At 40.6% G+C, this 22,882-nt stretch carries 17 protein-coding genes; 12 read left to right on the top strand and 5 right to left on the bottom strand.

What is annotated here, in order from left to right:
* Window positions 1–25: 25 nt before the first annotated feature.
* Window positions 26–2,158, bottom strand: coding sequence for a ribonuclease R (rnr, locus tag FBD94_RS08470; protein WP_136879891.1), 2,133 nt, complete (start codon window positions 2,156–2,158; stop codon window positions 26–28).
* A 101-nt stretch (window positions 2,159–2,259) separates the two neighbouring features.
* Here rnr and FBD94_RS08465 point away from each other — a divergent pair, with 101 nt between their 5' ends.
* Window positions 2,260–3,138, top strand: a complete 879-nt coding sequence (locus tag FBD94_RS08465) for a mechanosensitive ion channel family protein (protein WP_136879890.1) — start codon at window positions 2,260–2,262, stop codon at window positions 3,136–3,138.
* On the opposite strand, the gene FBD94_RS08460 is transcribed toward FBD94_RS08465, so the two are convergent.
* On the bottom strand, window positions 3,135–4,835 hold the full coding sequence (locus FBD94_RS08460) for an ABC transporter ATP-binding protein (protein ID WP_136879889.1): 1,701 nt from the start codon (window positions 4,833–4,835) through the stop codon (window positions 3,135–3,137). The genes FBD94_RS08465 and FBD94_RS08460 overlap by 4 nt on opposite strands.
* Window positions 4,836–4,922: 87 nt before the next feature.
* Between FBD94_RS08460 and FBD94_RS08455 the strand changes: the two genes are divergently transcribed.
* Window positions 4,923–6,233: a nicotinamide mononucleotide adenylyltransferase gene (locus FBD94_RS08455; protein ID WP_136879888.1), complete on the top strand. Its 1,311-nt coding sequence runs from the start codon at window positions 4,923–4,925 to the stop codon at window positions 6,231–6,233.
* Here the strand turns inward: FBD94_RS08455 and FBD94_RS08450 are convergent.
* On the bottom strand, window positions 6,230–6,673 hold the full coding sequence (locus FBD94_RS08450) for a GNAT family N-acetyltransferase (RefSeq protein ID WP_136879887.1): 444 nt from the start codon (window positions 6,671–6,673) through the stop codon (window positions 6,230–6,232). The two genes, FBD94_RS08455 and FBD94_RS08450, sit on opposite strands and share 4 nt — an antisense overlap.
* Complete coding sequence (locus tag FBD94_RS08445) at window positions 6,673–7,164, bottom strand: YajQ family cyclic di-GMP-binding protein (protein ID WP_090780478.1); 492 nt, start codon at window positions 7,162–7,164, stop codon at window positions 6,673–6,675. Before FBD94_RS08445 ends, FBD94_RS08450 begins: the two co-directional genes overlap by 1 nt.
* 98 nt (window positions 7,165–7,262) lie before the next feature.
* Here FBD94_RS08445 and FBD94_RS08440 point away from each other — a divergent pair, with 98 nt between their 5' ends.
* The 9 genes from FBD94_RS08440 to FBD94_RS08400 all read left to right on the top strand — a co-directional run bounded on the left by FBD94_RS08440 (window position 7,263) and on the right by FBD94_RS08400 (window position 19,810).
* The gene (locus tag FBD94_RS08440; protein WP_136879886.1) at window positions 7,263–8,021 is read left to right on the top strand and encodes a histone H1; all 759 of its coding nucleotides are present in this window, start codon (window positions 7,263–7,265) and stop codon (window positions 8,019–8,021) included.
* A gap of 112 nt (window positions 8,022–8,133) precedes the next feature.
* Window positions 8,134–10,191 (top strand): polyphosphate kinase 1, encoded by a 2,058-nt coding sequence (ppk1, locus tag FBD94_RS08435; protein WP_136879885.1) that lies wholly within the window; start codon window positions 8,134–8,136, stop codon window positions 10,189–10,191.
* Window positions 10,192–10,196: 5 nt separating this feature from the next.
* Window positions 10,197–11,078, top strand: a complete 882-nt coding sequence (locus tag FBD94_RS08430) for a Ppx/GppA phosphatase family protein (protein WP_131611870.1) — start codon at window positions 10,197–10,199, stop codon at window positions 11,076–11,078.
* Between the two features lie 69 nt (window positions 11,079–11,147).
* Window positions 11,148–11,717, top strand: coding sequence for an RNA polymerase sigma factor (locus tag FBD94_RS08425; RefSeq protein WP_090780486.1), 570 nt, complete (start codon window positions 11,148–11,150; stop codon window positions 11,715–11,717).
* A 68-nt stretch (window positions 11,718–11,785) separates the two neighbouring features.
* Window positions 11,786–12,976 carry a FecR family protein gene (locus FBD94_RS08420; RefSeq protein WP_136879884.1) on the top strand — a complete coding sequence of 397 codons (1,191 nt, stop codon included), beginning with the start codon at window positions 11,786–11,788 and terminating at the stop codon, window positions 12,974–12,976.
* Between the two features lie 75 nt (window positions 12,977–13,051).
* Complete coding sequence (locus FBD94_RS08415) at window positions 13,052–16,432, top strand: SusC/RagA family TonB-linked outer membrane protein (RefSeq protein ID WP_136879883.1); 3,381 nt, start codon at window positions 13,052–13,054, stop codon at window positions 16,430–16,432.
* A 15-nt stretch (window positions 16,433–16,447) separates the two neighbouring features.
* Window positions 16,448–17,872: a RagB/SusD family nutrient uptake outer membrane protein gene (locus tag FBD94_RS08410; RefSeq protein WP_169472253.1), complete on the top strand. Its 1,425-nt coding sequence runs from the start codon at window positions 16,448–16,450 to the stop codon at window positions 17,870–17,872.
* 3 nt (window positions 17,873–17,875) lie between these two features.
* Window positions 17,876–18,640, top strand: a complete 765-nt coding sequence (locus tag FBD94_RS08405) for a DUF4465 domain-containing protein (protein WP_136879881.1) — start codon at window positions 17,876–17,878, stop codon at window positions 18,638–18,640.
* 6 nt (window positions 18,641–18,646) lie between these two features.
* On the top strand, window positions 18,647–19,810 hold the full coding sequence (locus FBD94_RS08400; RefSeq protein ID WP_136879880.1) for a thioredoxin family protein: 1,164 nt from the start codon (window positions 18,647–18,649) through the stop codon (window positions 19,808–19,810).
* A gap of 115 nt (window positions 19,811–19,925) precedes the next feature.
* On the opposite strand, the gene FBD94_RS08395 is transcribed toward FBD94_RS08400, so the two are convergent.
* Window positions 19,926–21,221 (bottom strand): epoxide hydrolase family protein, encoded by a 1,296-nt coding sequence (locus FBD94_RS08395; protein ID WP_136879879.1) that lies wholly within the window; start codon window positions 21,219–21,221, stop codon window positions 19,926–19,928.
* Window positions 21,222–21,589: 368 nt separating this feature from the next.
* Here FBD94_RS08395 and FBD94_RS08390 point away from each other — a divergent pair, with 368 nt between their 5' ends.
* Window positions 21,590–22,861: an epoxide hydrolase family protein gene (locus FBD94_RS08390; RefSeq protein WP_136879878.1), complete on the top strand. Its 1,272-nt coding sequence runs from the start codon at window positions 21,590–21,592 to the stop codon at window positions 22,859–22,861.
* The last annotated feature ends 21 nt before the right edge of the window (window positions 22,862–22,882 follow it).

Genomic DNA, 22,882 nt, shown 5'->3' with positions numbered 1-22,882 from the left:
CAAAGGAATTTACCGGAATCTTATTTTATTGTTGAATTAATGAGAAATCTATCTGACGTTTAGATAAGTCTACTTTTTTTACTTTTACCATCACCTCATCGCCCAACTGGTATTTTTTATGTTTACGCTGACCAACAATACAATAGTTTTTTTCGTCTAGTACATAAAAATCATCGGTAATGTCACGCAGTCGGATCATGCCCTCACATTTGTTTGCGGTGAGTTCTACATACATTCCCCATTCTGTAACACCCGATATGATGCCAGCAAAGAGATTACCTACATTTTCTTCCAGGTATTCAGCTTGTTTGTATTTGATGGATGCACGTTCAGCATCAGCCGCACGTTTTTCCATGGCCGATGAATGCGATGCTGCAACTTCATATTCTTCCTCATTAGCCGATTTCTCATTGTTTAAATAAGCAGCAAGCAGTCGGTGTACCATCACATCGGGGTAACGACGGATAGGAGAGGTGAAGTGGGTATAATGGTCAAATGCCAATCCGTAATGACTGGTTTTTTTAGTCGTATAAATGGCTTTTGCCATCGATCTAATGGCCAGCTGTGTCAATACGTTTTGTTCTTTTTTGCCTTCCACATCTTCCATCAGGTAATTTAAAGATTTTGCAATCTCTCTATCTGATTTGGTATTGATTTTATACCCAAAGCGGGCGGCAAATAAAGCAAAAGTGTTTAGGTTTTCCAGGTTTGGCGAATCGTGAGAACGGTATACAAAAGTATATTTCTCTTTGCCTTTTCCTTTTTTAGCGATAAACTCAGCCACCTTCTTATTGGCCAATAGCATAAAGTCTTCTATCAGCTTATGGGCATCCTTACGTTCTTTTACATAAACACCAACGGGTTTACCATTTTCATCCAGATGAAACTTTACTTCAGTACTTTCAAAGCTGATGGCACCGTTTTTAAACTTTTTGTCGCGTAATATATAAGCCAGTTCATTTAGCTTGAGGATTTCAGCAGCATAATCACCGGCTTTATTTTCAATCACTTCCTGCGCTTCTTCATAGCTAAAACGCCTGTCCGAGTGGATCACCGTACGTCCAAACCATTCTGTAATGATATCGGCTTTATCGTTCAGTTCAAATACAGCTGCAAAACAAAGTTTATCTTCATTTGGGCGAAGCGAGCAAACACCGTTGCTCAAACGCTCAGGTAACATCGGGATCACGCGATCAACCAGGTATACTGAAGTCGCCCTCGAATAGGCTTCTTTATCCAGGTAGCTATTGGGTTGTACATAATGCGAAACATCAGCAATGTGTACCCCGATCTCATAATTGCCGTTCTCTAATGTTTTAAAAGAAATAGCGTCATCAAAATCTTTGGCATCAGCAGGATCAATGGTAAACGTAACCGTATCTCTAAAGTCCTTGCGGCCTTTTATTTCAGCCTCAGATACCTGCTCGGGGATGGAATTTGCTTCGTTTTCTACCTCGCCAGGGAAACTTAGCGGAAAGCCATACTGCGCAAGGATGGCGTTCATTTCGGTATTATTCTCGCCCTGTGTACCTAAAATGTTGATGATGCGGCCAATTGGGTTTTTAGCCCCTTCAGGCCATTCCGTAATGGTTACCTGTACTTTTTGTCCATTTGTAGCGCCGTTGATGTCGCTCAAAGGAACAAAAATGTCATGCAGCATTTTACGGTCGTCGATATTTACGAAAGCGTAACGGTCAGAAATTCTGATCACACCAATAAAATCGGTCTTCGCACGCGTAATGATCTCTACAACTTCACCTTCATTCTTGCGCCCACTCTTTTTGGCGTATATATATACTTTTACCTTATCGCCATGCAGTGCATTGTGCAGCTTTCTGGCGGATACAAAAATGTCTTTTTCAAACTCATCATCAGGAATCACAAATGCAGAACCATCCGCGGTCATATCGACCTTTCCAGTCAAGAATGTTTTCAGGTCTTTTAACTTAAACTTTCCTTTCTCAGGTTCCAAAAATACACCCTTTTTTGACTGCTCTTTTAGTACGTCCAGTATGGTGTCCCGGGATGCCGCATCCGTAATATTTAATTTAGCCGAAATCTGCTTATAATTCAGGGCTTCGTTGTTGCTCTTTTCCAGCACATCGCTAATCAATTGGATTAAAACGAGTTCCAGATGAGACGATTTCTTTTTTGCCATAGTCTATGTATGAATCACCCGAAGGTAACAATTTGAACCGAGTATTGTTGGATTTTGTATCTTTGATTACACGCAGATTGCCGAACTTAAAACGATTTAAAATGATTGAAGACAGAGAACGAAAAACAGGGAAAGAGCTTTTTATGCTTGGGATCAAAGCAGTTGTTTGTTTATTTCTGGTCTATTTGTTTGTCAATAAACCCATTTTATTTACCCAATACCCGCGTATAGAGAAGCTTGCAGGTGCAGTAGTGGTCTTCCTTGGTCCCAGTTTGGTAGTTTCTGTTTTGCGATTGATCATCATTTACTGGTATATCCGTAAACATCGTTTTAAAAGCAATATCAAGGATAACTTCATTCTTGGTATCAACCGGATTACCTCTATTCTCAACGTGGTGTTTTTTGGTCTTGCTGTTGTGTCTTTGTTAGAAGTAAAGCTGGTTGATCTTGTGTTTAGCGTATCCATCGTTGCGGCGGCTGTAGCTTTAACTTTTAAAGACTATGTAACCAATATGATCAACGGCTTAATCATCATGTTCTCAGATCGTTTATCCCTTGGAGATCACATCAAAATGGGGGAGCATGATGGGAAAATTCTTGACATTACGCTGATCAATATGATCCTGCAAAATGAAGACAGTGATATGGTGATCATTCCCAATTCTGTAGTATTCAGCTCTGTCATCATCAACCAATCTAAACAGAACATTAAAAAGCTAAGTATTGAGTTCGATATGTCCATTGCCAATGGGTATACCCCAGAGTATATAGAGAACCATCTGAACAAAATTATCGAGCCCTATTCGGAGAATGTGGTAGAGGGTGGGTTGACGGTTAAAACGATCTCCATTAATAAAGATGTGGTGATATTTAAGGCGATGATCTTATTAAAAAGATACGATAAAATTAAAGAAAGAGAGATCAGAAGAGCCGTGAATACTGGTTTAATCCGACTTTCAGCTACGCTTATAAAAGATTAGCCTGGTATTGCTGCAATTAGTTTCTTGGTGTACTCCGCTTGCGGGTTGTTGTAAATATCTTCCGGGAAACCTTGCTCTTCAATTTTACCTTTATTCATCACAATCATGCGGTCCGACAAGTGTTTTACCACTGCCAGATCATGAGAAATGAATATATAAGTTAGTCCAAATTCCTGCTGCAGTTCGCGTAGCAAATTCAATACCTGAGCCTGAACCGATACATCCAGCGCCGATACAGATTCATCACAAATGATGAATTTCGGCTGTAAAGCCAAGGCTCTGGCGATCACAATCCGCTGCCTTTGTCCACCAGAAAACTCGTGCGGATACCTGTTAAAATGCTCAGGTTTTAAATCTACCCGGTTCAATAAATTCATTACATGCGCCTTACGTTGCTCATCATTATCGAACATTTTATGTACTTGCAAAGGCTCCATCAAGGCATTTCCTACTGTTAAACGTGGGTTTAACGAAGAGTAGGGGTCTTGAAAGATAATCTGCACATCCCGTCTCATTTTTCTCAGCTCCGCTGTTTTCAGCGAAGTAATATCGCTTCCATCAAATAGAATGCTGCCCGATGTCGGTTCGACTAAGCGAATGATGCTCCGCCCTAAAGTCGTCTTTCCACATCCCGATTCGCCTACCAGCCCCAGCGTTTCGCCCGGAAACACGTCAAAAGTGATATCATCTACCGCTTTAACGTAGTCCTTTGCCTTACCAAACAAACCTTTACTGATGGGATACCAGGTGCAAAGCTGTTTTACTTGTAGCAAAGGAGCTGTGCTGTACAGCTTTTGTCTGCGTGCAGCAATTTCCTCAGGGGTATAACTATTTATCTCCAGCAGGTGGGCGACAGCCATATCCTTGTTCTCATTTAAAAAATCAGCCACTACAGGCAGTTTTTTTAGCAATCGCTGTGGACTAGGTCTGCAAGCCAGTAAGCCTTTAGTATAAGGGTGTTTCGGTGTTTCAAATAAGACTTTTGCCGGGCCTTGTTCTACAATTTCTCCTTTGTACATCACGGCCACTTCATCGGCAATCTCCCTTACTACTGCTAAGTCGTGCGATATGAAAATCATGGCCATGCCACGCTCGGTTTTTAGCTTTAATAACAGCTCCAGTATTGTTTTTTGTACCGTTACATCTAATGCCGTGGTAGGCTCGTCAGCAATCAACAATTCCGGGTTACAGCTCAAAGCCATAGCAATCATTACCCGTTGTTTTTGTCCGCCCGACAACTGGTGTGGGTAACTGTCAAAAATATTCTCGGGACGAGGCAATTGCACTTCCTTAAACAAAGCGATGGTTTGTGCCTTGGCTGTATGTTTATCTACTTTTTGGTGCAGCATAATGGCCTCTTTCACCTGGTAACCACAAGTAAATACTGGGTTGAGTGAAGTCATGGGTTCCTGAAATATCATGGCGATTTTGTGTCCGCGATATTTCCTGATTTCCTCGGACGATAAATTGAGGAGGTTGATTTGTTGAAAATCAATTTCACCACCAATTTTGGTGCTTTGCGGATCGTGCAAGCGCATAATAGAAAACGAAGTAACAGATTTTCCAGAGCCCGATTCACCAACAATGCCCAATACTTTTCCCTTTTCAATACTGAAACTGACATCGTTAACTGCTTTAAGCCAGGTGTTGTCTTCCTTATTGAGGAATTGTATGTCGAGATTTTTAACGTTTAGCATTATTAAGATACGATCTTGATAAGAGAAAATTGAGATCAAGGTAGTTATTTTATCGTCCAAATTCGGCAGTTTGCTTAATTTTGCGCTATGGAAAGAGAAATCCTTGATACTAAGCGTAAAGCTTTAAAGATTAACTTAAACCCTAAAATTTACGGGACTTTCGCTGAGATTGGGGCAGGACAAGAAGTAGCTCGTAACTTTTTTACCGCAGGTGCTGCTTCTGGTACAGTTGCCAAAACCATGTCTGCTTACGACATGACTTTTAGTGATGCAATTTATGGGGTAGAAGCGTCTGGCAGGTACGTAAGTCAGTCGAGGTTATTAAAGATGCTCAACCACGAGTTTAGCTTGTTAACGGAGCGTTTAAGTGGCGAAAAATACGACGACCGTACTTTCTTCGCTTTTGCAGATACGGTTACTACACTAAACTATAATAAGTCTAACGATCCGCATGGCTGGATTGGCATACGTTTTCAGGCCGAACCTGATGGCGAACCAAATGAGATATTTTTCCATGTGCGTTTACTCGATACTGATGCTGCATTACAGCAAAATGTTTTGGGTATCATCGGCGTTAACCTCGTGTATGCTGCATTTTATTACATGAACGACCATAAGGCGATGATTGAATCGCTGGCCGACAATTTAACTGTTGGTTCTGTAGAGATTGATTTGATTTCTGTAAATGGTCCTGCGTTTCAGGGTGTAGACAATATCTTGTTAAATTTATACCTGATTGTAAAAGACTTTTCGGATGCTGCCATCTTTGATGCACAAGGCAGTCCATGTTTACCAAAAGATTTATTGTACAAAAAGGACATCATGATTTTGCGTACTAAGTATGAACAGAAATCTAATCCTAACTTTAGTATGTTAAATAAAGCTGTTGATCAGTTTGTAAGAACAGAACATGTAAAGGAGGAAAACCTGAGTGTATTGATTGAGGTATTGATGTCTAATGTTTTATCAGCAGATGATGTAGCCCCTGAGATCGACCTTATAGCAGTTGCAAAAAGGGCCGAGGAGATGTGTAAAACAGGTAATAGAGTAATTGTATCCAATTTTACACGTCACAATAAACTGGCTAAATATCTGGATCGTTGTCGCCCTAAAAGCGTGGGGATATCCACCAACATCAACAACTTAAAGTTTGTATTCAACTCCACCAACTTCGGCGAAAATTACACCAGTCAGCTGCTCAGTTATGTGAGCGATATGTTTAGTAAAAACGTGAAGCTTTTTGCTTATCCGTACCTCGATAAAAAGACCAATCAAGTGATCACCAGCATCAATATGCCGGTAACGGCTGATGCAAAGCCATTGTTCGATTTCTTAATCATCAACGGTTACATTACGGACATTGAAGAGTACAGTGAGAGCGATGTAAAAACCGTTTAATCCTCGTTTTTATAAGGATTAGAAATTACAATAGCCATCATTCTTTCGGGATGTTCGATGGCCTTAAAACCGAACTGGGCATATAAACCATGTGCGTCTACTGTGCCCAGTACGTATCTTCTTAAACCCTGCAAGTCTTTGTGGAACATCATTAACGATAACAGCTTTTTAGAAAGCCCTTGCCCCCGGTATTTTTCCTCCACATAAACATCCGCCAGATAGCCGAAGGTAGCCTTATCGGTTACCCACCTGGCAAAACCTATCTGTTGTTTGTCTTTATAGATACCAAAGCATAAGGAATTGTCTATAGATCGCTGTACAACTTCGAACGGAATGTCCTTTGCCCAGTACGATTGTGTACTTAAATAATGGTGAATGGCAACAACATCTATCTTTTGTTTGTCGTCAGAGAAGACAAAACCCTTATCTTCGATTTCCATTAGTTACGCATGTTGATGAACTGCAAAGGTTGACCAAAATCTTCGCCTCTGCAAAGCGAAATTACCGCCTGTAGGTCATCAATACTTTTGCTTTGTACCCTAACCTGATCGTCCATCATCGACGGTTGTACTTTTAAGCCACTTGCTTTTATTTTAGCTACGATCTTTTTAGCTGTTTCCTTGTCAATACCTTCTTTAATGGATATTTCTTTCCTGATCATGTTGCCAGAAGCATAAACTTCTTTACCAAAATCAAGACATTTCGAATCCAGATTCTGCTTCACCATACGTGAAATGATGGCATCTTGAATCGCTTTTAAACGCATATCGTCCTCAGTAACAATCGTAATTACATTGGTTTTTTTATCGTGATCAATGGTGCTTTTAGAAGTACTGAAATCATAACGGTTCAGGATTTCTTTTTTAGCATTGTTCATCGCGTTGTCAAGTGTTTGCGCGTCTACTTTGCTTACTATATCGAAAGTGGGCATGATTATTATGGCTTTAGTATAAAAAATAGATTAGATTTAGTTAATTATTTGGGCGTCAATTCTACACAACAAATATAAAACAATTAAAGTTAATGCATATGAAAACCAGTAAGTCAAAAGTGCAAAAAAAAGTGGCAAAAAAGGATGTTAAAAAACAATTCGAAAAAAGCCTGGCAGAGAAAATTCTTGAATCTGTTAAGCAGCTAGGGCAAGATGCAGAGAAGATTGGGGATGACATCGCTTTAGTAAGTAAGTTTGTGGCCAAGAAACTGTCAAAAAGGTTTCAAGATGTTAAATTAGTGGTAGAGCGTAACATTGATGAAGCGAGAAAGGCCAATAAGAAAACGATCAAAAAAGCCAAAAAGAAAGCGGAAGCCATTCAAAAGGAAGTGAAGAAAGAGGTTTCTAAAGACGTTAAAAAAGCTAAAAAGGCAGTTAAAGCGGCGACAGCAGCAGTTAAGCCAGTCGTGCAAAGCGTTAAAGTTGCAGCCATTGCTACCGAAGAGAAAGCAGCAAATGCAATTGCTAAGCCTATCGCAAAAGCAGTTGTGGAAGCCGTTAAATCTGCGCCAACACCAGCAGCAAAAGCTCCTGTTAAAAAAGCAAGTCCGGCAGCAAAACCTGCAGCTAAAGCGGCTCCAAAACCTGCGGCAAGTAAAGTAGCTCCAGCAGCAAGCAAAGCGGCGACAGCAAAAGCTCCAGTTAAAAAGGCAGCTCCTGCAAGTAAAGCGCCTGCAGCTAAAGCTCCTGAAACTAAAGCAGCCCCAGCAGTAAATAAGCCCGCTGAACCAGCAGCTACAACTACTGCTAATGGTATTGACGCAACACCTTTAAAGACCGATTCAGAAAGCAAATAAGGATGCGTTAAGAAAAAATTGGATAATTGCTTGATAATTAACAATTACTTAACAATAGAATTCGCAGTTTTGAGCATCCCTGTTTTGAACAGGGATTTTTTTGATTTAATACATGACGAAGAAAAAGGCTCCATTTCTAAATAGAGAGATCAGTTGGTTGTACTTTAATGAACGGGTTTTACAGGAAGCCGCCGATGATACTGTTCCTTTAATAGAACGGATAAGGTTCCTATCCATTTTCTCTTCTAATCTGGAGGAGTTTTATCGGGTAAGGGTAGCCACTTTAAGTCGACTGGCCAATCTAAATGAGAAAGCCAAGGCCTTGCTGGGTTTTAACCCTAAAAAGATCTTAAATGAAATTAAAAATACCGTTGTAAAGCAAGAACGTAAGTTCGAGCAATTGTTTAGAGCTACGCTGATCAACGAACTGGCTCAAAACCGGATCTTTATATTAAATGATACCCAGCTAAACGTGGCCCGGGGCGAGTTTGTAAGAAACCATTTCAGAGACAAAATTCTGTCTAACCTGGTGCCGATCATGATCGATTTGGACAGGCCTTTTCCGGAACTTAAAAACCGGTACCTGTACTTTTTTGTCCGCCTTTCTAAAAATACGGCAGGTAAGAATGAAAAATATGCACTGATCGAGCTGCCGACTGATTTGCCAAGGTTCCTGGTGCTACCCGAAACCAATGGCTTAAAATTCATTATCCTTGCCGAAGATATCATTAAGTATTGCATGGACGATATCTTTTATGTCTTCAATTACGATAACAGGGAAGCGTATTCCATCCAGCTGACCAGAGATGCCGAACTGGATATTGATAAAAATGTAAGCGGTAAATTCATTGAAGAACTAAAAACCAGTCTCGATAAGCGCAAAAAAGGTAAACCTATGCGTTTATTATACGATACGGAAATGCCCTTCGAGATGCTGACCGTATTGATCAATAAAATGAAAATTGAGGCCGAAAGTCTTATTCCCGGCAATCAATACCATCGGTTTGGCGATTTTATAGCCTTCCCAAATGTGGGGAGTCCCGATTTGGAATATAAACCCAATGTCCCCTTAAAGGTACGTGGTCTACATCGCACCGAAAGCATCTTTAATAAACTTCAGGGTAAGGACTTTTTAATTAACCTCCCTTATCAATCCTACGATTATATCATTCTTTTCCTTCGTGAAGCTGCCATTGATCCAAAGGTTACCGAAATCAACATCACTTTGTACCGATTGGCAGAGAACTCCAGGGTAATCAATGCCCTGATCAATGCCGCTAAAAACGGGAAAAAGGTCAACTGCCTGGTCGAGTTAAAAGCCCGGTTTGATGAAAGGGCAAATATTGCCTGGACCAGCCGATTAGAAGAAGAGGGCGTAAACGTAAATTACGGACTAACCGATTATAAGGTACATTCTAAAATTTGCCTGGTCAAAAGAATGGAAAAGGGCAGAGCGGTTTATTATGCCAACCTGGCCACAGGGAATTTCAACGAAAAGACGGCCAGAATTTATTGCGATCACAGTATTTTTACGGCTAAAAAGGAAATTACGACAGACCTGGTTAAGCTCTTCAAAGCCTTAAACAACAAGACGGTCATGAAGGGATTTAAGCACCTGATTGTGTCGCCACTCGAATCCAGAGATAAGTTTTACCAATTGATAGACCGTGAAATCAAGTTTGCCAAACTCGGTAAGCCAGCCTACCTGATCTTAAAAGTAAACAGTCTGGCGGATGAAGGCATCGTTGAAAAGCTATATGAGGCCAGCAATGCCGGTGTGCTCATTAAGCTCATTGTTCGAGGTATTTGCACCCTTGTTCCAGGTATTAAAGATTTTAGTGAAAACATTACGGTCATCAGTATTGTCGATAAGTTTCTGGAGCATGCCCGGGTATTTATTTATGGCAACAATGGCAAAGAGGAAATGTACCTTTCTTCGGGCGATTTAATGAGTCGCAACTTTGAGCATCGGGTAGAAGTCGGCTTTCCAGTGCTGGATAAAGATGCCAAACAAGAAATTCGGGACATCATCGAGTTTCAATTGCAAGACAATGTAAAAGCTCGGGATATTACGCGCTTAAACAACAATAAGTACCATAAAAACAACCTGAAAACAAAAATCAGGGCACAGGTACAAACCTACAATTACTTAAAAAATAAACACCAGTAAATCCAATGTTAAGATACGCTGCCATAGATATCGGTTCCAATGCGGTTAGATTGTTAATTGCTGACATCTCTCAAAATGATACCGGTTTTAGTTTCAAGAAGAACACCTTAGTTCGGGTTCCATTACGGTTGGGGGATGATGCATTTTTAGATCGTCGCATTTCCGATCGTAAAGTTGAAGAGCTGTTGAAAACCATGTCGGCATTTAAAAACTTGATGGATGTATACCATGTATCCGCTTACTTAGCTTGTGCCACTTCGGCCATGCGCGAAGCAGAGAATGGTGCAGCCATCATTAAAAAGGTAAAGGAATTAACGGATGTAGATCTGGAGATTATCGAGGGACAAAGGGAGGCGAATATCATTTATGCCAATCACATAGAAGAAAACCTGGACATCAAAAAAAGTTATCTATACATCGATGTGGGTGGGGGGAGTACCGAACTTTCTGTATTTGTAAATAGAGTACCCATTGCTTCTAAATCCTTTGACATTGGAACGATTCGGATCCTTGATAACCAGGATAAAGATGAAACCTGGGAAGAGATGAGAAACTGGGTAAAAGAAAATACAAAATCTTTAAAAAACCTTGCCGGTATTGGTACTGGCGGCAATATCAATAAGCTTTTCCGCATGTCGGATGAGAAAGATGGGAATCCTTTAACTTTCTTAAAGCTAAAGGCGCTTTACAACCAGCTCAATTCACATTCATTGAAAGAGCGGATCAGTGTTTTTGGCTTAAATCCAGATCGGGCGGACGTAATTATACCAGCTTGCGAAATTTACATTACGCTATTGAAATGGACGGGAATCAAGCAAATCTATGTGCCTAAAGTAGGTCTTGTTGATGGAATCATCAGTTTGCTGATCGAAGAGAATCTAAGCTAAGGGCATAGATAGCGTGGATTTTGTGAGCTGTAAGTTTCGTACTTACGGAATTTATCAATATTTTAGGCCATGGAACGGCATCAGAAGAAGGTAGAAGAGCTCAACTTCGAAACACTAGAAGTGCTTTTCCGCAAGAACCACAAATTTCTTTGCATGATTGCAGTCAACCATGTAAAAGATCCTTTTATAGCTGAAGATATTGTACAGGAGTTTTTTATTAACTTCTGGGAGCGGCAGGATAAAATTAAACTTCATACCAGTTTTGAAGCCTATGCCTGCAGATCAATTAAGTATAAAAGTATTTCCTGGCTTCGCAGTCAGGAAACGGTTATTAAACGAATCAGCGAGTACGATTATCCAAGTTACGAAGATCCTATGGAAGCCGCATTCAAGGCTGCCGATGAGGAGGGGTTAGAACTTAAAATATTGAAGTTGATTGATGAATTGCCGACCGAGCGTAAGCGAATATTATTGCTCAGCACCACCGGTAATTATACCTACGCCCAAATTGCAGAGATGCTTGGCATTTCTATCAACACCGTAAAAAGCCAAATGGTAAAAGCCTATGCTTCACTTCGTTTAAAAGCTGGGCCAATACTCTTTTCAATGATTTTAAATTACTTATTGTTAGGTGTTTAGTTGATTGTTTCGTTTTTTTTGATTTTCCAGTAACCCTATAAGTCATTCCTTGCGACTTATAGTTGAACATGGATAAAAACTATTTTGAAAACCAATCCCAATGGGAAAAGGTTTTGGCTATACTTAATCAGGAACAGGACCAACAGGTTGATCATACCGATCTCAGTCCAGAAGAACGTGATCTGCTTATAGAACTTCGCCAAATTAAGGCCTTAAGCGAAAGCTATACAGAAATTCATGATTTCAATACGGATGCCAAATGGCATGAACTCCGGCTACAGCTCCAACCTTCCAAAACCATTAAAAAACTATGGGATGTTACATGGATTAAATATGCGGCCGCTATTTTAATCTTTCTTAGCGCGTTGATCTATTTAAAAGTACATAGGGACAAGACCGGATTCAATACCTCAACGGCTCAGAAGGACTTTCAGCCTGGTGGAAATAAAGCCATCCTTACATTGGCCAATGGAAAAAAAATCAGTCTCACAGATGCTCAAAATGGTCAGCTGACCAAAGAATCGGATATCATCATCACCAAATCTAAAGATGGACAACTGGTTTATACCATGGCCCCTTCTGTCATTCCTAATAAAACGGCCCAACTCAATTTCAACACTATTGAAACTCCTAAAGGTGGACAATATCAAGTCAACCTGCCCGACGGCACAAAAGTCTGGCTAAATGCATCTTCTTCCTTAAAATTCCCGTCCAGCTTTGCTTCGGCCCAGGAGCGGACAGTAGCCCTCAATGGGGAAGCCTATTTTGAAGTTGTACACCTTAACAACAAACCTTTCAAAGTAAAAATGAAAGGTTACGATGTTAAAGTTCTGGGCACTTCATTTAACATCTCCAATTATGAGAACGATGGCTTTATTGCGACCAGCCTCTTAACCGGAAGCGTGATGGTGGATGCTAAAAAGAATGGGGGTGTCGTTCTGGTGCCCGGACAGCAGGCTTATCTGGATGCCAAAGGCGGAGGCCTACAAGTCAATACCATTGATGTAAATAACGCGGTCGCCTGGAAAAACGGTGATTTTGTGTTCGAAAAAGCACACCTCTTTTCCATCATGAAAAAGATAGAAAGATGGTATGATATCGACGTCATTTACGAAGGGAGCTTTAAAGGGTTCAATTATTCCGGACAGGTATCCAGGCAGCAAAGTTTAATTACTGTATTAGACATGTTGGCCGCTACCGGTAGGATGAAGTATAAGATCAACGTAGAAAGAAAGGAGGTGATCTTGATGGAGAACTAATACAAAAACTTACCATACCTATAGATCTGAACGGTCGGCCAACTAAACCAATTTTGATATTTAACCCACAATGAAATGACTATTAAGAAGGTAATTCTATTGTCCTTAATGGGCCTCATACTAACTTTTAATACCGTAAATGCACATAGTCAATCTATTTCTTTAATAAAAAAAGGCAGCAGCCTCAATGATATTTTAAAGGACCTTAGAGTAACATACGGTTATGATTTCTTTTATCCTGAAGGATTAATTAACAATACCAATAGATTTGATATTTCTATAAAAAACGCCAGTATAAACGAGGTACTGGATAAAGTACTCAAAGCAAACGCACTTGATTATTCCATCACTAAAAACATCGTAGTGATTAAACCTGGGCCAACTTTTCGTCAGCAAAGCCTGATCCAGGGAAAAGTTATAGATGAAACAGGAAATCCGATAGCCGGAGCAACTGTAACCCATGTCGACAGTAAGTCTACGACCACTACCGATGGTCAGGGATTTTTTAAGCTGGTAAACCTGCCTATAAAAGGAAAAATATTAATCTCCTATCTGGGCTACGAAAAGAGAGAAATATCAGCTGCAGCAAACCTAGGCAATATTGTCCTAAAAGCATCTAGTGCCGAACTCGAAGCCGTAGAAATTAACATCGGTTATGGTCGTAGAAAGGCGATAGATTTAACAGGATCTGTAACCAGGGTCACAGAAGCGGAATTAGAGGGCGCACCACCACATGCGGATATCGCATCTATGATTCAAGGCAAGGCTGCTGGTGTAAATGTGATGATCGCCAATGGTGCCCCCGGTGCCGGTGTTTCGGTCATGATCAGGGGCAATACCTCCCTAACGGGAAATAGTCAGCCGCTTTGGGTAATTGATGGTGTACCACAATACAACGTAAACAACAATGATATTGGCCAGCTCCTGTACGATTACAACATCAACGATATTGAATCTGTCGACATTCTCAAAGATGCTTCCTCTACCGCAATTTATGGTTCCAGGGCAGCCAATGGAGTGATCATTGTAACTACCAAAAGCGGCAAGAAGTTTAAAAAGCCACAGATTGATGTATCCTATAATCAGGGTATTCAGGTACAGCGGGATAACTTCAGAACATTGAACAGCGATGAGTTTAAAGCTGTGGTGACTGATGCAGCAAGAAACTTCTTTGCCAGCTCAGGCATAAAAGGAACTGGTGCAATGTTAACCCTCATTGATGAAACGAAAGTTGTGCCAGGTGTAGAAATAGATTATTTTTCTGCTCCGCTTTTAGCTACCGCATTTTTTGACGGACAAACCAATTGGTGGAAGGAAATGACAAGAAATGCAGTAGAAAGAAAATTGGATGTCTCTTTAAGAGGGGGTAGCGACGCCAGCAATTACTACATTTCTGTTGGATTACCCCAACAGGATGGGATCATAAAAGGAAGTAGCAGAAGAGGCTTTTCCGGGAGAATAAATCTGGATTCAAAGATTGCCAACAACTTTTTAGTCGGGCTGATGGTGAATGGTTCAAACTCGGATCTAAACAATAAAGATAATATGATCGATAAAATCTGGAATTTCAGACCTGATTTTCCGATGTATGCTGCCGATGGAAAAATATTTGATCCGGGATATAATGAAGAAAGTCCACTAACAGCGCTTAAAAATAGGGATCTGTCGTCCAGAAGAGGGTTAAATGGTTCCTCTTTTATTCAGTTCACACCAAATAAAAATTTGGTGTTTAAATCCAGTGTATCTATCAATTACAATTTAACGGTTACTGATCGTTTTGCCAGGGAAGGTACTGTTAACTCTACCCATAAAGGGCAGGCCAATATCTCACAAAGTGAATCGAGTAATTGGGCATTTGAAAATACAGTAAAATATAACAGGTTGTTTAATAACATCCATGACCTGGATTTATTAGGTGGTTTTTCTATGGAACGTGGGAACTTTAAAACTTTTGCCACAGGCGTTCAGAACTTTCCTGATCAGGATATCATGACGAATTTAACCAGTGGTACGACTCCATTAAAGCCAACCTCTAATAATTATTCAACAGCGCTGGTATCTGCATTTACCCGATTGAACTATAAGCTATATGATAAATACCTGGCTACTTTTACTTTCAGGGCTGATGGTTCTTCCAGGTTTGGGCCTGACAAACGATGGGGTTTATTCCCTTCGGCTGCAGTAGCCTGGATATTGAGTAAGGAAGGTTTCATGAAAAACCTGAATGCTGATGTGTTTAACCTGCTTAAGTTAAGAGGTTCATATGGTGTATCGGGATCCCAGGTATTGGGAAATAATGATTGGAGAACACTTTATGGTGCTGCACAATTTGAAGAACAACCTGGATTTGCACCTAACCAGCTGGGGAATGCAGACTTAAGATGGGAAGAAACATTGACCAAAGAGATTGCTTTTGATTATGGTTTTTTCAAAAATAAGCTCTCTGGTTCCATTGGCTTTTATGATAAGCTGACCAGCGATATTATTTACAATAAAAGCATTCCTTCCAGTAGTGCATTTATTTCCGTTAAGCAAAATATAGCGACTATACAAAACCGGGGAATGGAGTTTTTTATTGATTACAATGTTTTCAGGAAAAAAGACATGAGCCTCTCTATTAATTTTAATATTGCGCACAATAAATCTACTGTTGAAAAAATTAACGGAGTGGATAAATTCCTCGACCTGTATGCTGGTAATGCGTTGGCGATCAGGATGGAGGAAGGACAGCCAATGGGGCAATGGTATGGGTTTAAATGGACTGGGCGCTATTACCAGTCGATGGAAGAGTATAACCTCTTGTCTTCTATGAATCCAACAACCGGAGCAAAGATATGGTATCAGAATGGACTGGGTAGTATCAGACCTGGCGATTTGAAGTTTGAAGATGTGAATAAAGATGGCATTGTAAACAACGACGATATGATGCCATTAGGCACATCGCAGCCTAATTATTTTGGTGGTTTTGGTACCAACTTCAGAAAGGGAAATCTGAGTTTAACGTTAAACTTTACTTATAGTACAGGAAGCTTAAGGTACTGGTTTACCAATTCACAGAATTGGTATGGTAATGGATTGTATCTGAGAAACTATCCTGATTATGTGCTGGATAGCTGGTCGCCTGATAACCGCCAGTCTCAATGGCCGAGAATGTCATATGGACAGGGCTCTTCTAATATATTTTCTGACTATTGGCTTTCAAAAGCAGATTACCTGAAACTTTCCCAGATAAGAATCAATTATAGACTGCCTGATAAATGGGCTCAACGGAACCTTAAGGGAGGCCTGGACTTCTCCGGATCTGTGTCTAATGTGTTTGTCCTGACCAATTATAACGGTATTGATCCGGAGGGAAATTTTCGTTTAGCGGGTGGTGCAACAGGAATGGGGACCGATTTTGGAACTTACCCTACCATCAGGTCTTTTAATTTAAGTGTTAGGTATTCATTAAAATAAAACAAACCGATGAACATGAAAAGATATTTATACATAGGGATTTTGATGTTTACCCTAAGCGGCTGCGAAAAATTCATTACCCAGGAGCCCCAGTACTTACTTACGCCGGAAGTGGCTGTAACTGACGAGGCTTCGGCAAAAGGTTTACTTAATGGTGCTTATGCTGGCATTAGCACCAACGACTGGACTGCCCGGTTTACAGGAGGATTTAGCTCAATGTTAGGGATCATTAATTATAACAATGGTGCTTATACTTTTAATATGACTTCGACGGGTGATAATGAAGCCCTTTGGAAAGCATTTTATATTGCAGCGAATAATGCAAATGCTGCTATTGAAGGAATAGGGAATTTGCCCGTTGAACAATTTAAAAATAGCCATGTAAAACCTGAATTATTAGGTGAAGCGCATGGATTACGGGCATTTACTCATCTCTATACTTTTTGGTTTTTTGGAAGATGGTTTGATCAGCCCGATTCGAAATTTGGCATCATTTATAAAAGCGAGTTGTCGACTTTAAGCAATGTTTACCAGGAGCGTCTGGATGTAAAAACCAGTTATGAAAAGCTGATTGAAGATCTGGATTTTGCGATTGTAAATGCACCCACATTTTATTCCAATAAACGTTTTTCTAAACAGCTGGCGAAAGCATTGAAAGCGAAATTGCTGCTGAACAGGGGCTGGGCCGGTGATTATGCCGCGGCCTTGATATTAGTGAACCAGGCGATTACAGAAAGCGAAGCTGCGGGGGCTAAACTGGAGCCATCACTGACGGCATTATATACAAATAGCTGGGATTCTAAGGAGTTGTTGTTTTGCCGTTACCGGGAAAAAACAGATGATATTGTAGCCGCTTATAATTTCACTTATGGCTATAATTATGCAACGCTGGGTATTACGCCACAAGGAAATGTGGTGATTGGAACAGATCCCAGACATCCGGAAGGATGGGGAAATGTGAAGTCGCCAATAACAGGAAACAACACCCTCAAATGGGCACCTAAAAAACTATGCAGGTTAGGGCGTCAGGTAGGGGGCGATAATGACAAGTATACTACTTATCATTTAAGGCTTACCGAACTGTATCTGATGAAGGCCGAACTGCTTCAAAAAACTGGGGCTACCCTGGTACAAAGTATGGAACCTATCAATTTCATCAGAGATAGATCTCATCTGCTGCCACTTTCAGCTATTGATAAAGTAGATTTCGAAAAAAAGCTTTTTACAGAGATGCTCAATGAACTAAACCTGGAGAATGATGCCGATTGGATGTCTTCACTGCGCTTGAAAGATGCAAGCGGAAATCCATTGTTACTGCAATTCAGAGGTACATCTGTAGTTGTGGATATGAATAGAATTATATGGCCAATCCCTTCTTCAGAAATGAAGTTCAATAAATTAATCAGTCAGAATACAGGCTACGAACAACTTATTTATTAAGCTATGAAAAGAATATTATATCTCTATACGCTCCTAATTATGGCATTTGTTTCCTGCAAAAAGGATGGCAAGTTGATTGATGATGTGATTTTGTTACCAACTGACTTACTTTTTGAAGATTTTAAGATCGGCAGATTTACGCATAAAATCCCTGCTGAAAGTTTTACAAGTGCTATTGCGACCTTCAATGTAAAGCACGAAAATAACGATTGGAGCGGTTTCGCCATATCCAACAGGAACTACAAAAACTTTGTCATTGCAGCTAATCTGGTAGATTCCACGCGGTTTAGTGTTTACACCCTTACACCACACGCGGGCGGGAATTTTTTGGTCGTACGGCCAAAAGGTGATGATGCCTTTGTTCAATTGTCGCGTCCGATACAGATTGATAAGATTTTAGTGGGCAATACTGTTCAGGTGTATCAAACAATTATGTATGGACCTGGCAATTCAACTGTCGGTAATACTTTTGCCCCTGGTACTACCATCATGAGCGTAGCGAGAAAAGACAATCTGAAGATTACCATAAAAGGTTTTTTGAACAATGTGGAGACGGGTACGGTAGACTTTCTACTGGCAGACAGAAGCTCTGACGCTTTAAAAAGAAGTTTTACGGTTACCGATTGGATGCCTGTTTCATTGCTGTCGCTCGGAAAAGTCAACAAAATCGTGTTCTACCTGGAGTCGACGGATAAAACCGCTGGAGTGATGAATACCCCAAATTATTTTTGCCTGGACGGCATAAGATTTACAGAAAACATAAATTAATACAAAATGAACAATTATTTTAAAACCTCAAAAATTATTGGCCTCGTGTTATTTTTAACATGGAGTATGAGTAACATGGCTTATGCTCAAAACAGGAGAGTAGATCTCAAAGAAAACCTGGCCTTCGACGATGTACTGAAAATGGCGAAAGAGAAGAATAAATTGATCTTCCTTGATTTTGGTTCTATCACTTGTAAGCCTTGTTTGTATATTAAAAAAGAAGTACTCACACTAGATAGCGTGGCGGATTTCATCAATGAAAGATTTGTGAGCGTGGATTATAATGTGGGCAAGGAAAAAGACCGTTTAAGAAAGTTGTATAGGGTAGAAGGGGAGCCGGTATTGCTAATCATGGATCAAAATGGGGTGTTGATGCACAGGATGGCGGGTAAAGTTGACGGACAGCAATTGATGCAAAGATTTAAACAAGGGCTGGATCCTAAAAACAATTTTGTAGCCTTAAGCAAGTCCTATGCGGAGGGCAACAGAGAAGCTAAGTTTGTACTGAAATATCTGGAGGCCCTACATAATGCCAGTGAAACAGAGAAGATGAACCAGGTCGTATCAAAGTTTTTGGAAGGTCCTGTGGAGCGGATCAAAGACCCTGATGTATGGAAGGTTTTTCATAGGTTTAATCAAGATTTAGCGAGTAGGGAAATGATGTATATGTTCGACAACAGGCTGGAATTCTACAAGTTGTTTGGCCAGAGTATGGTGGATGGAAAGATCAATAAATTATATAGCGAAAAGTCAATTTTCTATTTATACGGCCATAAGCCGCCTATTGATGATCCTAAGTTCTCTATCATATTGAACTATGCGCGCAAAACCGACTATCCTAAGGCCAGTGAATGGTTGTGTTACCTGGTTCCGGCAGAACATAAATATAAAGACTGGACTAAGGTAGGGCAGGAAGTAGATCAGATCTATTCTTTTAACATCCTTAAAGGACGTGCGGGCAGCAGCTTTAAAGACATGATGGTTACGCAGTTTATCATGTATTGTAATGATGGGAAAGCCTTACAATATCCGATCAGGTGGTGTGACGAGCTTATTGCGGAACGTCCTGTGGAATCAGAGCAAAAACGTCTGCGGGAACATAAGAAAAGTCTGCAGGAAAGAGCCCTAAATCCGGAGAAGGATAAGCTGAACTGGACCGATATGAATTAAGCTTAGGCCGGATTGGTGCTACTGAGAATCTAAGCTCCATTCAATGATCAATACTTGGTCATTGAATGGAGCAATTTTTATTTCTTCGATTAGGTATTGAAACTAATTTCTGAATTTATTTGCGCATTGATTTGAAAGCGGCTCTTAGTTCTTTGCTGAAGGTCTCAGGCTGTTCCCAAGCCGCAAAGTGACCTCCTTTTTCTAATTTATTAAAGTAAAGAAGATTAGGGTATGCTTTTTCTGCCCAAGTACGTGGTGTCGAATAGATTTCATCAGGAAAGACACTCACTGCAACCGGGATTTTAACGTTCTTTGGAGCAAAAAAGGCAAGCTTGTTTTCCCAATACAGACGAGATGAAGATACCGCAGTATTGGTTAACCAATAAAGTGTGATGTTGTCAAGAATATCGTCTTTTGTCAGTCCTTCATCTTTTCCCGCAAATACACGTGAGATAAGCTCAAGGCTTCTTGCATCATGATCAAGTATCCATGAGGCTAAACCTATTGGTGAATCTTCAATTGCATATAACGTTTGTGGGCGGTTCCCCATTTCCTGTGCGTATGCCAGACCATGTTTATAGAAGAAAGCAAGCTGACCATAAGCTTTCTTTTCATCGGTTGAAAGGTTAGCTGGTTCGGGAGCACCGGTAAAAGCAGCTGCATCTATTTCAAGGGGTACTGCTCCGGCCATATTAGTGTGTATAGCAATAAGTTCAGGGGCAGCCTGTACCCCCATCATGTCAGTGATAAGGGCACCCCAGTCACCTCCCTGCGCCACAAACTTCTGATAACCAAGACGCTTCATTAAGGTCACCCATGTTTTTCCGATGCGCTCAGGACCCCAACCTAGTTCAGTTGGTTTCTCTGAAAAACCATATCCAGGAATCGAAGGGATAATCACGTCAAAAGCATCTTCGGTTTTTCCACCGTAGGCAGTAGGATCAGTTAGTGGACCAATAATCTTCAGCTGCTCAATAACAGAACCTGGCCATCCGTGAGTAATGATGATTGGCAGTGCATTTTTATGTTTAGATTTTATATGAATGAAGTGGATATCCACCCCATCAATAGTAGTGATGAAATTGGGGTAAGAATTGATTTTCTTTTCTATTTTACGCCAATCGTATTCGTTTGCCCAATATTTGGCAAGTGCTTGTATAGTCGCTTGAGGTACCCCTTGTGTATGATCACTAACGAGTTCCTTATCGGGCCATTTTGTGTTTTGGATTCTCTGTTTTAAATCATCAAGCTGCGTTTGATCAGCATGATATTCGAAAGGTCGGATGGAATCTGAGGAATTATTAACTGTTGGTTTAATCTGTGTAAAACCAGCAGCTGTCATCAGGATTAGTGCCGCGGTAGTTAGAATACCTTTAATGCTTCGTTTTTTTTGTTGTCTAATCGCTTCCATTGTATTTTAAATTATATGATTATTTTAGATTTCTGAGACGAAGGTATGGAGACAGTACAGCCTGTACAATCAGCGTATAGGTTAAACGGACGAAGAGGGGATTGAATCAGGCAATTTAAAAGCTGAAATGCTTCCTGATTTGATAATAGGTTTAATTATTCTATTCGCTGTGTCGGGCATGAGTATATAGAAAAGCCAAATCGTTCTAAATGGGAAAAGGAATCAGCATGTTAACGCATCCTCAATTCGCTATCAAATATGACTGGTTCAGCAACGACATTGCCTGCTTTGCCTATTTGGTCGTGGTGCAGTATAAGGTACGCCACTACTTTTGAGTAAATAATTTTAAAAACTCAAACTGTAAAACAATGAAAACGAAACTGACCACTTTTGTGGGCAAAACATTTATAGGAGCATTGCTATTATCTGCCGCACCTGTTTTTGCCCAAATTATTCCGGGCAATGAGGCATCCACCTCCATACGTCCATACCATGTCAATGTTCCTGAAGAGGCCGTAGCTGATCTCCGACAGCGTGTATTAAATACCAGGTGGGCCGAAAAAGAAACGGTTACTGACCGTTCTCAAGGTGCGCAGTTAGCAAAAGTTCAAGCGTTGGTAAAATATTGGGGTGATGGCTACGATTGGCGAAAAGCAGAAGCTAAGCTAAACGATTTACCCCAATTTATTACAAATATCGATGGGTTAGATATTCATTTTATCCATGTAAGGTCTAAAAATCCAAAGTCGCTACCAATGGTAATCACTCACGGCTGGCCGGGTTCAGTATTTGAATTGATGAAGATCATTGGTCCACTTACCGACCCAGAAGCTTATGGGGGCAAAGCGGAAGATGCTTTTGATGTTGTTATTCCTTCCATGCCTGGATATGGATTCTCCGGTAAACCGGTAGGTACTGGTTGGGGTGCCGACCGAATTGGTCGTGCCTGGGATGTTTTGATGAAACGTTTAGGCTATAAAACTTATGTGTCAAGTGGTGGAGACTGGGGGTCTGTAGTAACCAACCGGATGGCGGCACAAAAACCGGAAGGCTTAATAGGTATTCACGTTAACATGCCGGCAACCGTTCCTCCAGATATAGCAAAACTGCTGGCCAGCGGTAGCCCTGCTCCGGCAAACCTTTCGGTTAAGGAAAAAGCCGCTTATGAGTCCTTAAATTATTTATATACAAAAGGTGCTGGTTACGCAGGTATTTTGGTAACCCGTCCGCAAACAATTGGCTATAGCTTATCTGATTCACCGGTAGGGCTCGCCGCTTTTTTCTATGATAAATTTGCCGATTGGACATTTAGCGGCGGCGACCCTGAAAAATCACTTACTAAAGATGAAATGCTGGATGATATATCCTTATACTGGTTAACTAACACTGCTACATCAGCAGCACAGCTTTATTGGGAGAATAATGCTAACAATTTCAACGCAGTTGACATCTCCATTCCTGCTGCAATAACCGTATTTCCGGGTGAGATTTACCAGGCGCCAAAAAGCTGGGCGGAAAAAAGCTATCATAAGCTTATCTATTTTAACGAAGTAAGTAAAGGTGGCCATTTTGCACAATGGGAGGAGCCTCAATTATTCGCTGAAGAATTGCGCGCTGCATTCAAATCATTAAGACGATAGAACAAAAAACGATAGATAATT

This window comes from Pedobacter hiemivivus, from assembly GCF_005144565.1.
Taxonomy (GTDB): domain Bacteria; phylum Bacteroidota; class Bacteroidia; order Sphingobacteriales; family Sphingobacteriaceae; genus Pedobacter; species Pedobacter hiemivivus.
This window is presented reverse-complemented; position numbering and strand designations above follow the sequence as displayed.

Excerpts from the sequence above, each read along its gene's own strand:
- FBD94_RS08400 (WP_136879880.1), top strand. The coding sequence starts at position 18,647 with ATGAACAATTATTTTAAAACCTCAAAAATTATTGGCCTCGTGTTATTT.
- FBD94_RS08415 (WP_136879883.1), top strand. The coding sequence starts at position 13,052 with ATGACTATTAAGAAGGTAATTCTATTGTCCTTAATGGGCCTCATACTA.
- FBD94_RS08425 (WP_090780486.1), top strand. The coding sequence starts at position 11,148 with ATGGAACGGCATCAGAAGAAGGTAGAAGAGCTCAACTTCGAAACACTA.
- FBD94_RS08460 (WP_136879889.1), bottom strand. The coding sequence starts at position 4,835 with ATGCTAAACGTTAAAAATCTCGACATACAATTCCTCAATAAGGAAGAC.
- FBD94_RS08420 (WP_136879884.1), top strand. The coding sequence starts at position 11,786 with ATGGATAAAAACTATTTTGAAAACCAATCCCAATGGGAAAAGGTTTTG.
- FBD94_RS08410 (WP_169472253.1), top strand. The coding sequence starts at position 16,448 with ATGAAAAGATATTTATACATAGGGATTTTGATGTTTACCCTAAGCGGC.
- FBD94_RS08455 (WP_136879888.1), top strand. The coding sequence starts at position 4,923 with ATGGAAAGAGAAATCCTTGATACTAAGCGTAAAGCTTTAAAGATTAAC.
- FBD94_RS08445 (WP_090780478.1), bottom strand. The coding sequence starts at position 7,164 with ATGCCCACTTTCGATATAGTAAGCAAAGTAGACGCGCAAACACTTGAC.
- FBD94_RS08390 (WP_136879878.1), top strand. The coding sequence starts at position 21,590 with ATGAAAACGAAACTGACCACTTTTGTGGGCAAAACATTTATAGGAGCA.
- FBD94_RS08450 (WP_136879887.1), bottom strand. The coding sequence starts at position 6,673 with ATGGAAATCGAAGATAAGGGTTTTGTCTTCTCTGACGACAAACAAAAG.
- FBD94_RS08405 (WP_136879881.1), top strand. The coding sequence starts at position 17,876 with ATGAAAAGAATATTATATCTCTATACGCTCCTAATTATGGCATTTGTT.
- FBD94_RS08430 (WP_131611870.1), top strand. The coding sequence starts at position 10,197 with ATGTTAAGATACGCTGCCATAGATATCGGTTCCAATGCGGTTAGATTG.
- rnr (WP_136879891.1), bottom strand. The coding sequence starts at position 2,158 with ATGGCAAAAAAGAAATCGTCTCATCTGGAACTCGTTTTAATCCAATTG.
- FBD94_RS08395 (WP_136879879.1), bottom strand. The coding sequence starts at position 21,221 with ATGGAAGCGATTAGACAACAAAAAAAACGAAGCATTAAAGGTATTCTA.
- ppk1 (WP_136879885.1), top strand. The coding sequence starts at position 8,134 with ATGACGAAGAAAAAGGCTCCATTTCTAAATAGAGAGATCAGTTGGTTG.
- FBD94_RS08465 (WP_136879890.1), top strand. The coding sequence starts at position 2,260 with ATGATTGAAGACAGAGAACGAAAAACAGGGAAAGAGCTTTTTATGCTT.
- FBD94_RS08440 (WP_136879886.1), top strand. The coding sequence starts at position 7,263 with ATGAAAACCAGTAAGTCAAAAGTGCAAAAAAAAGTGGCAAAAAAGGAT.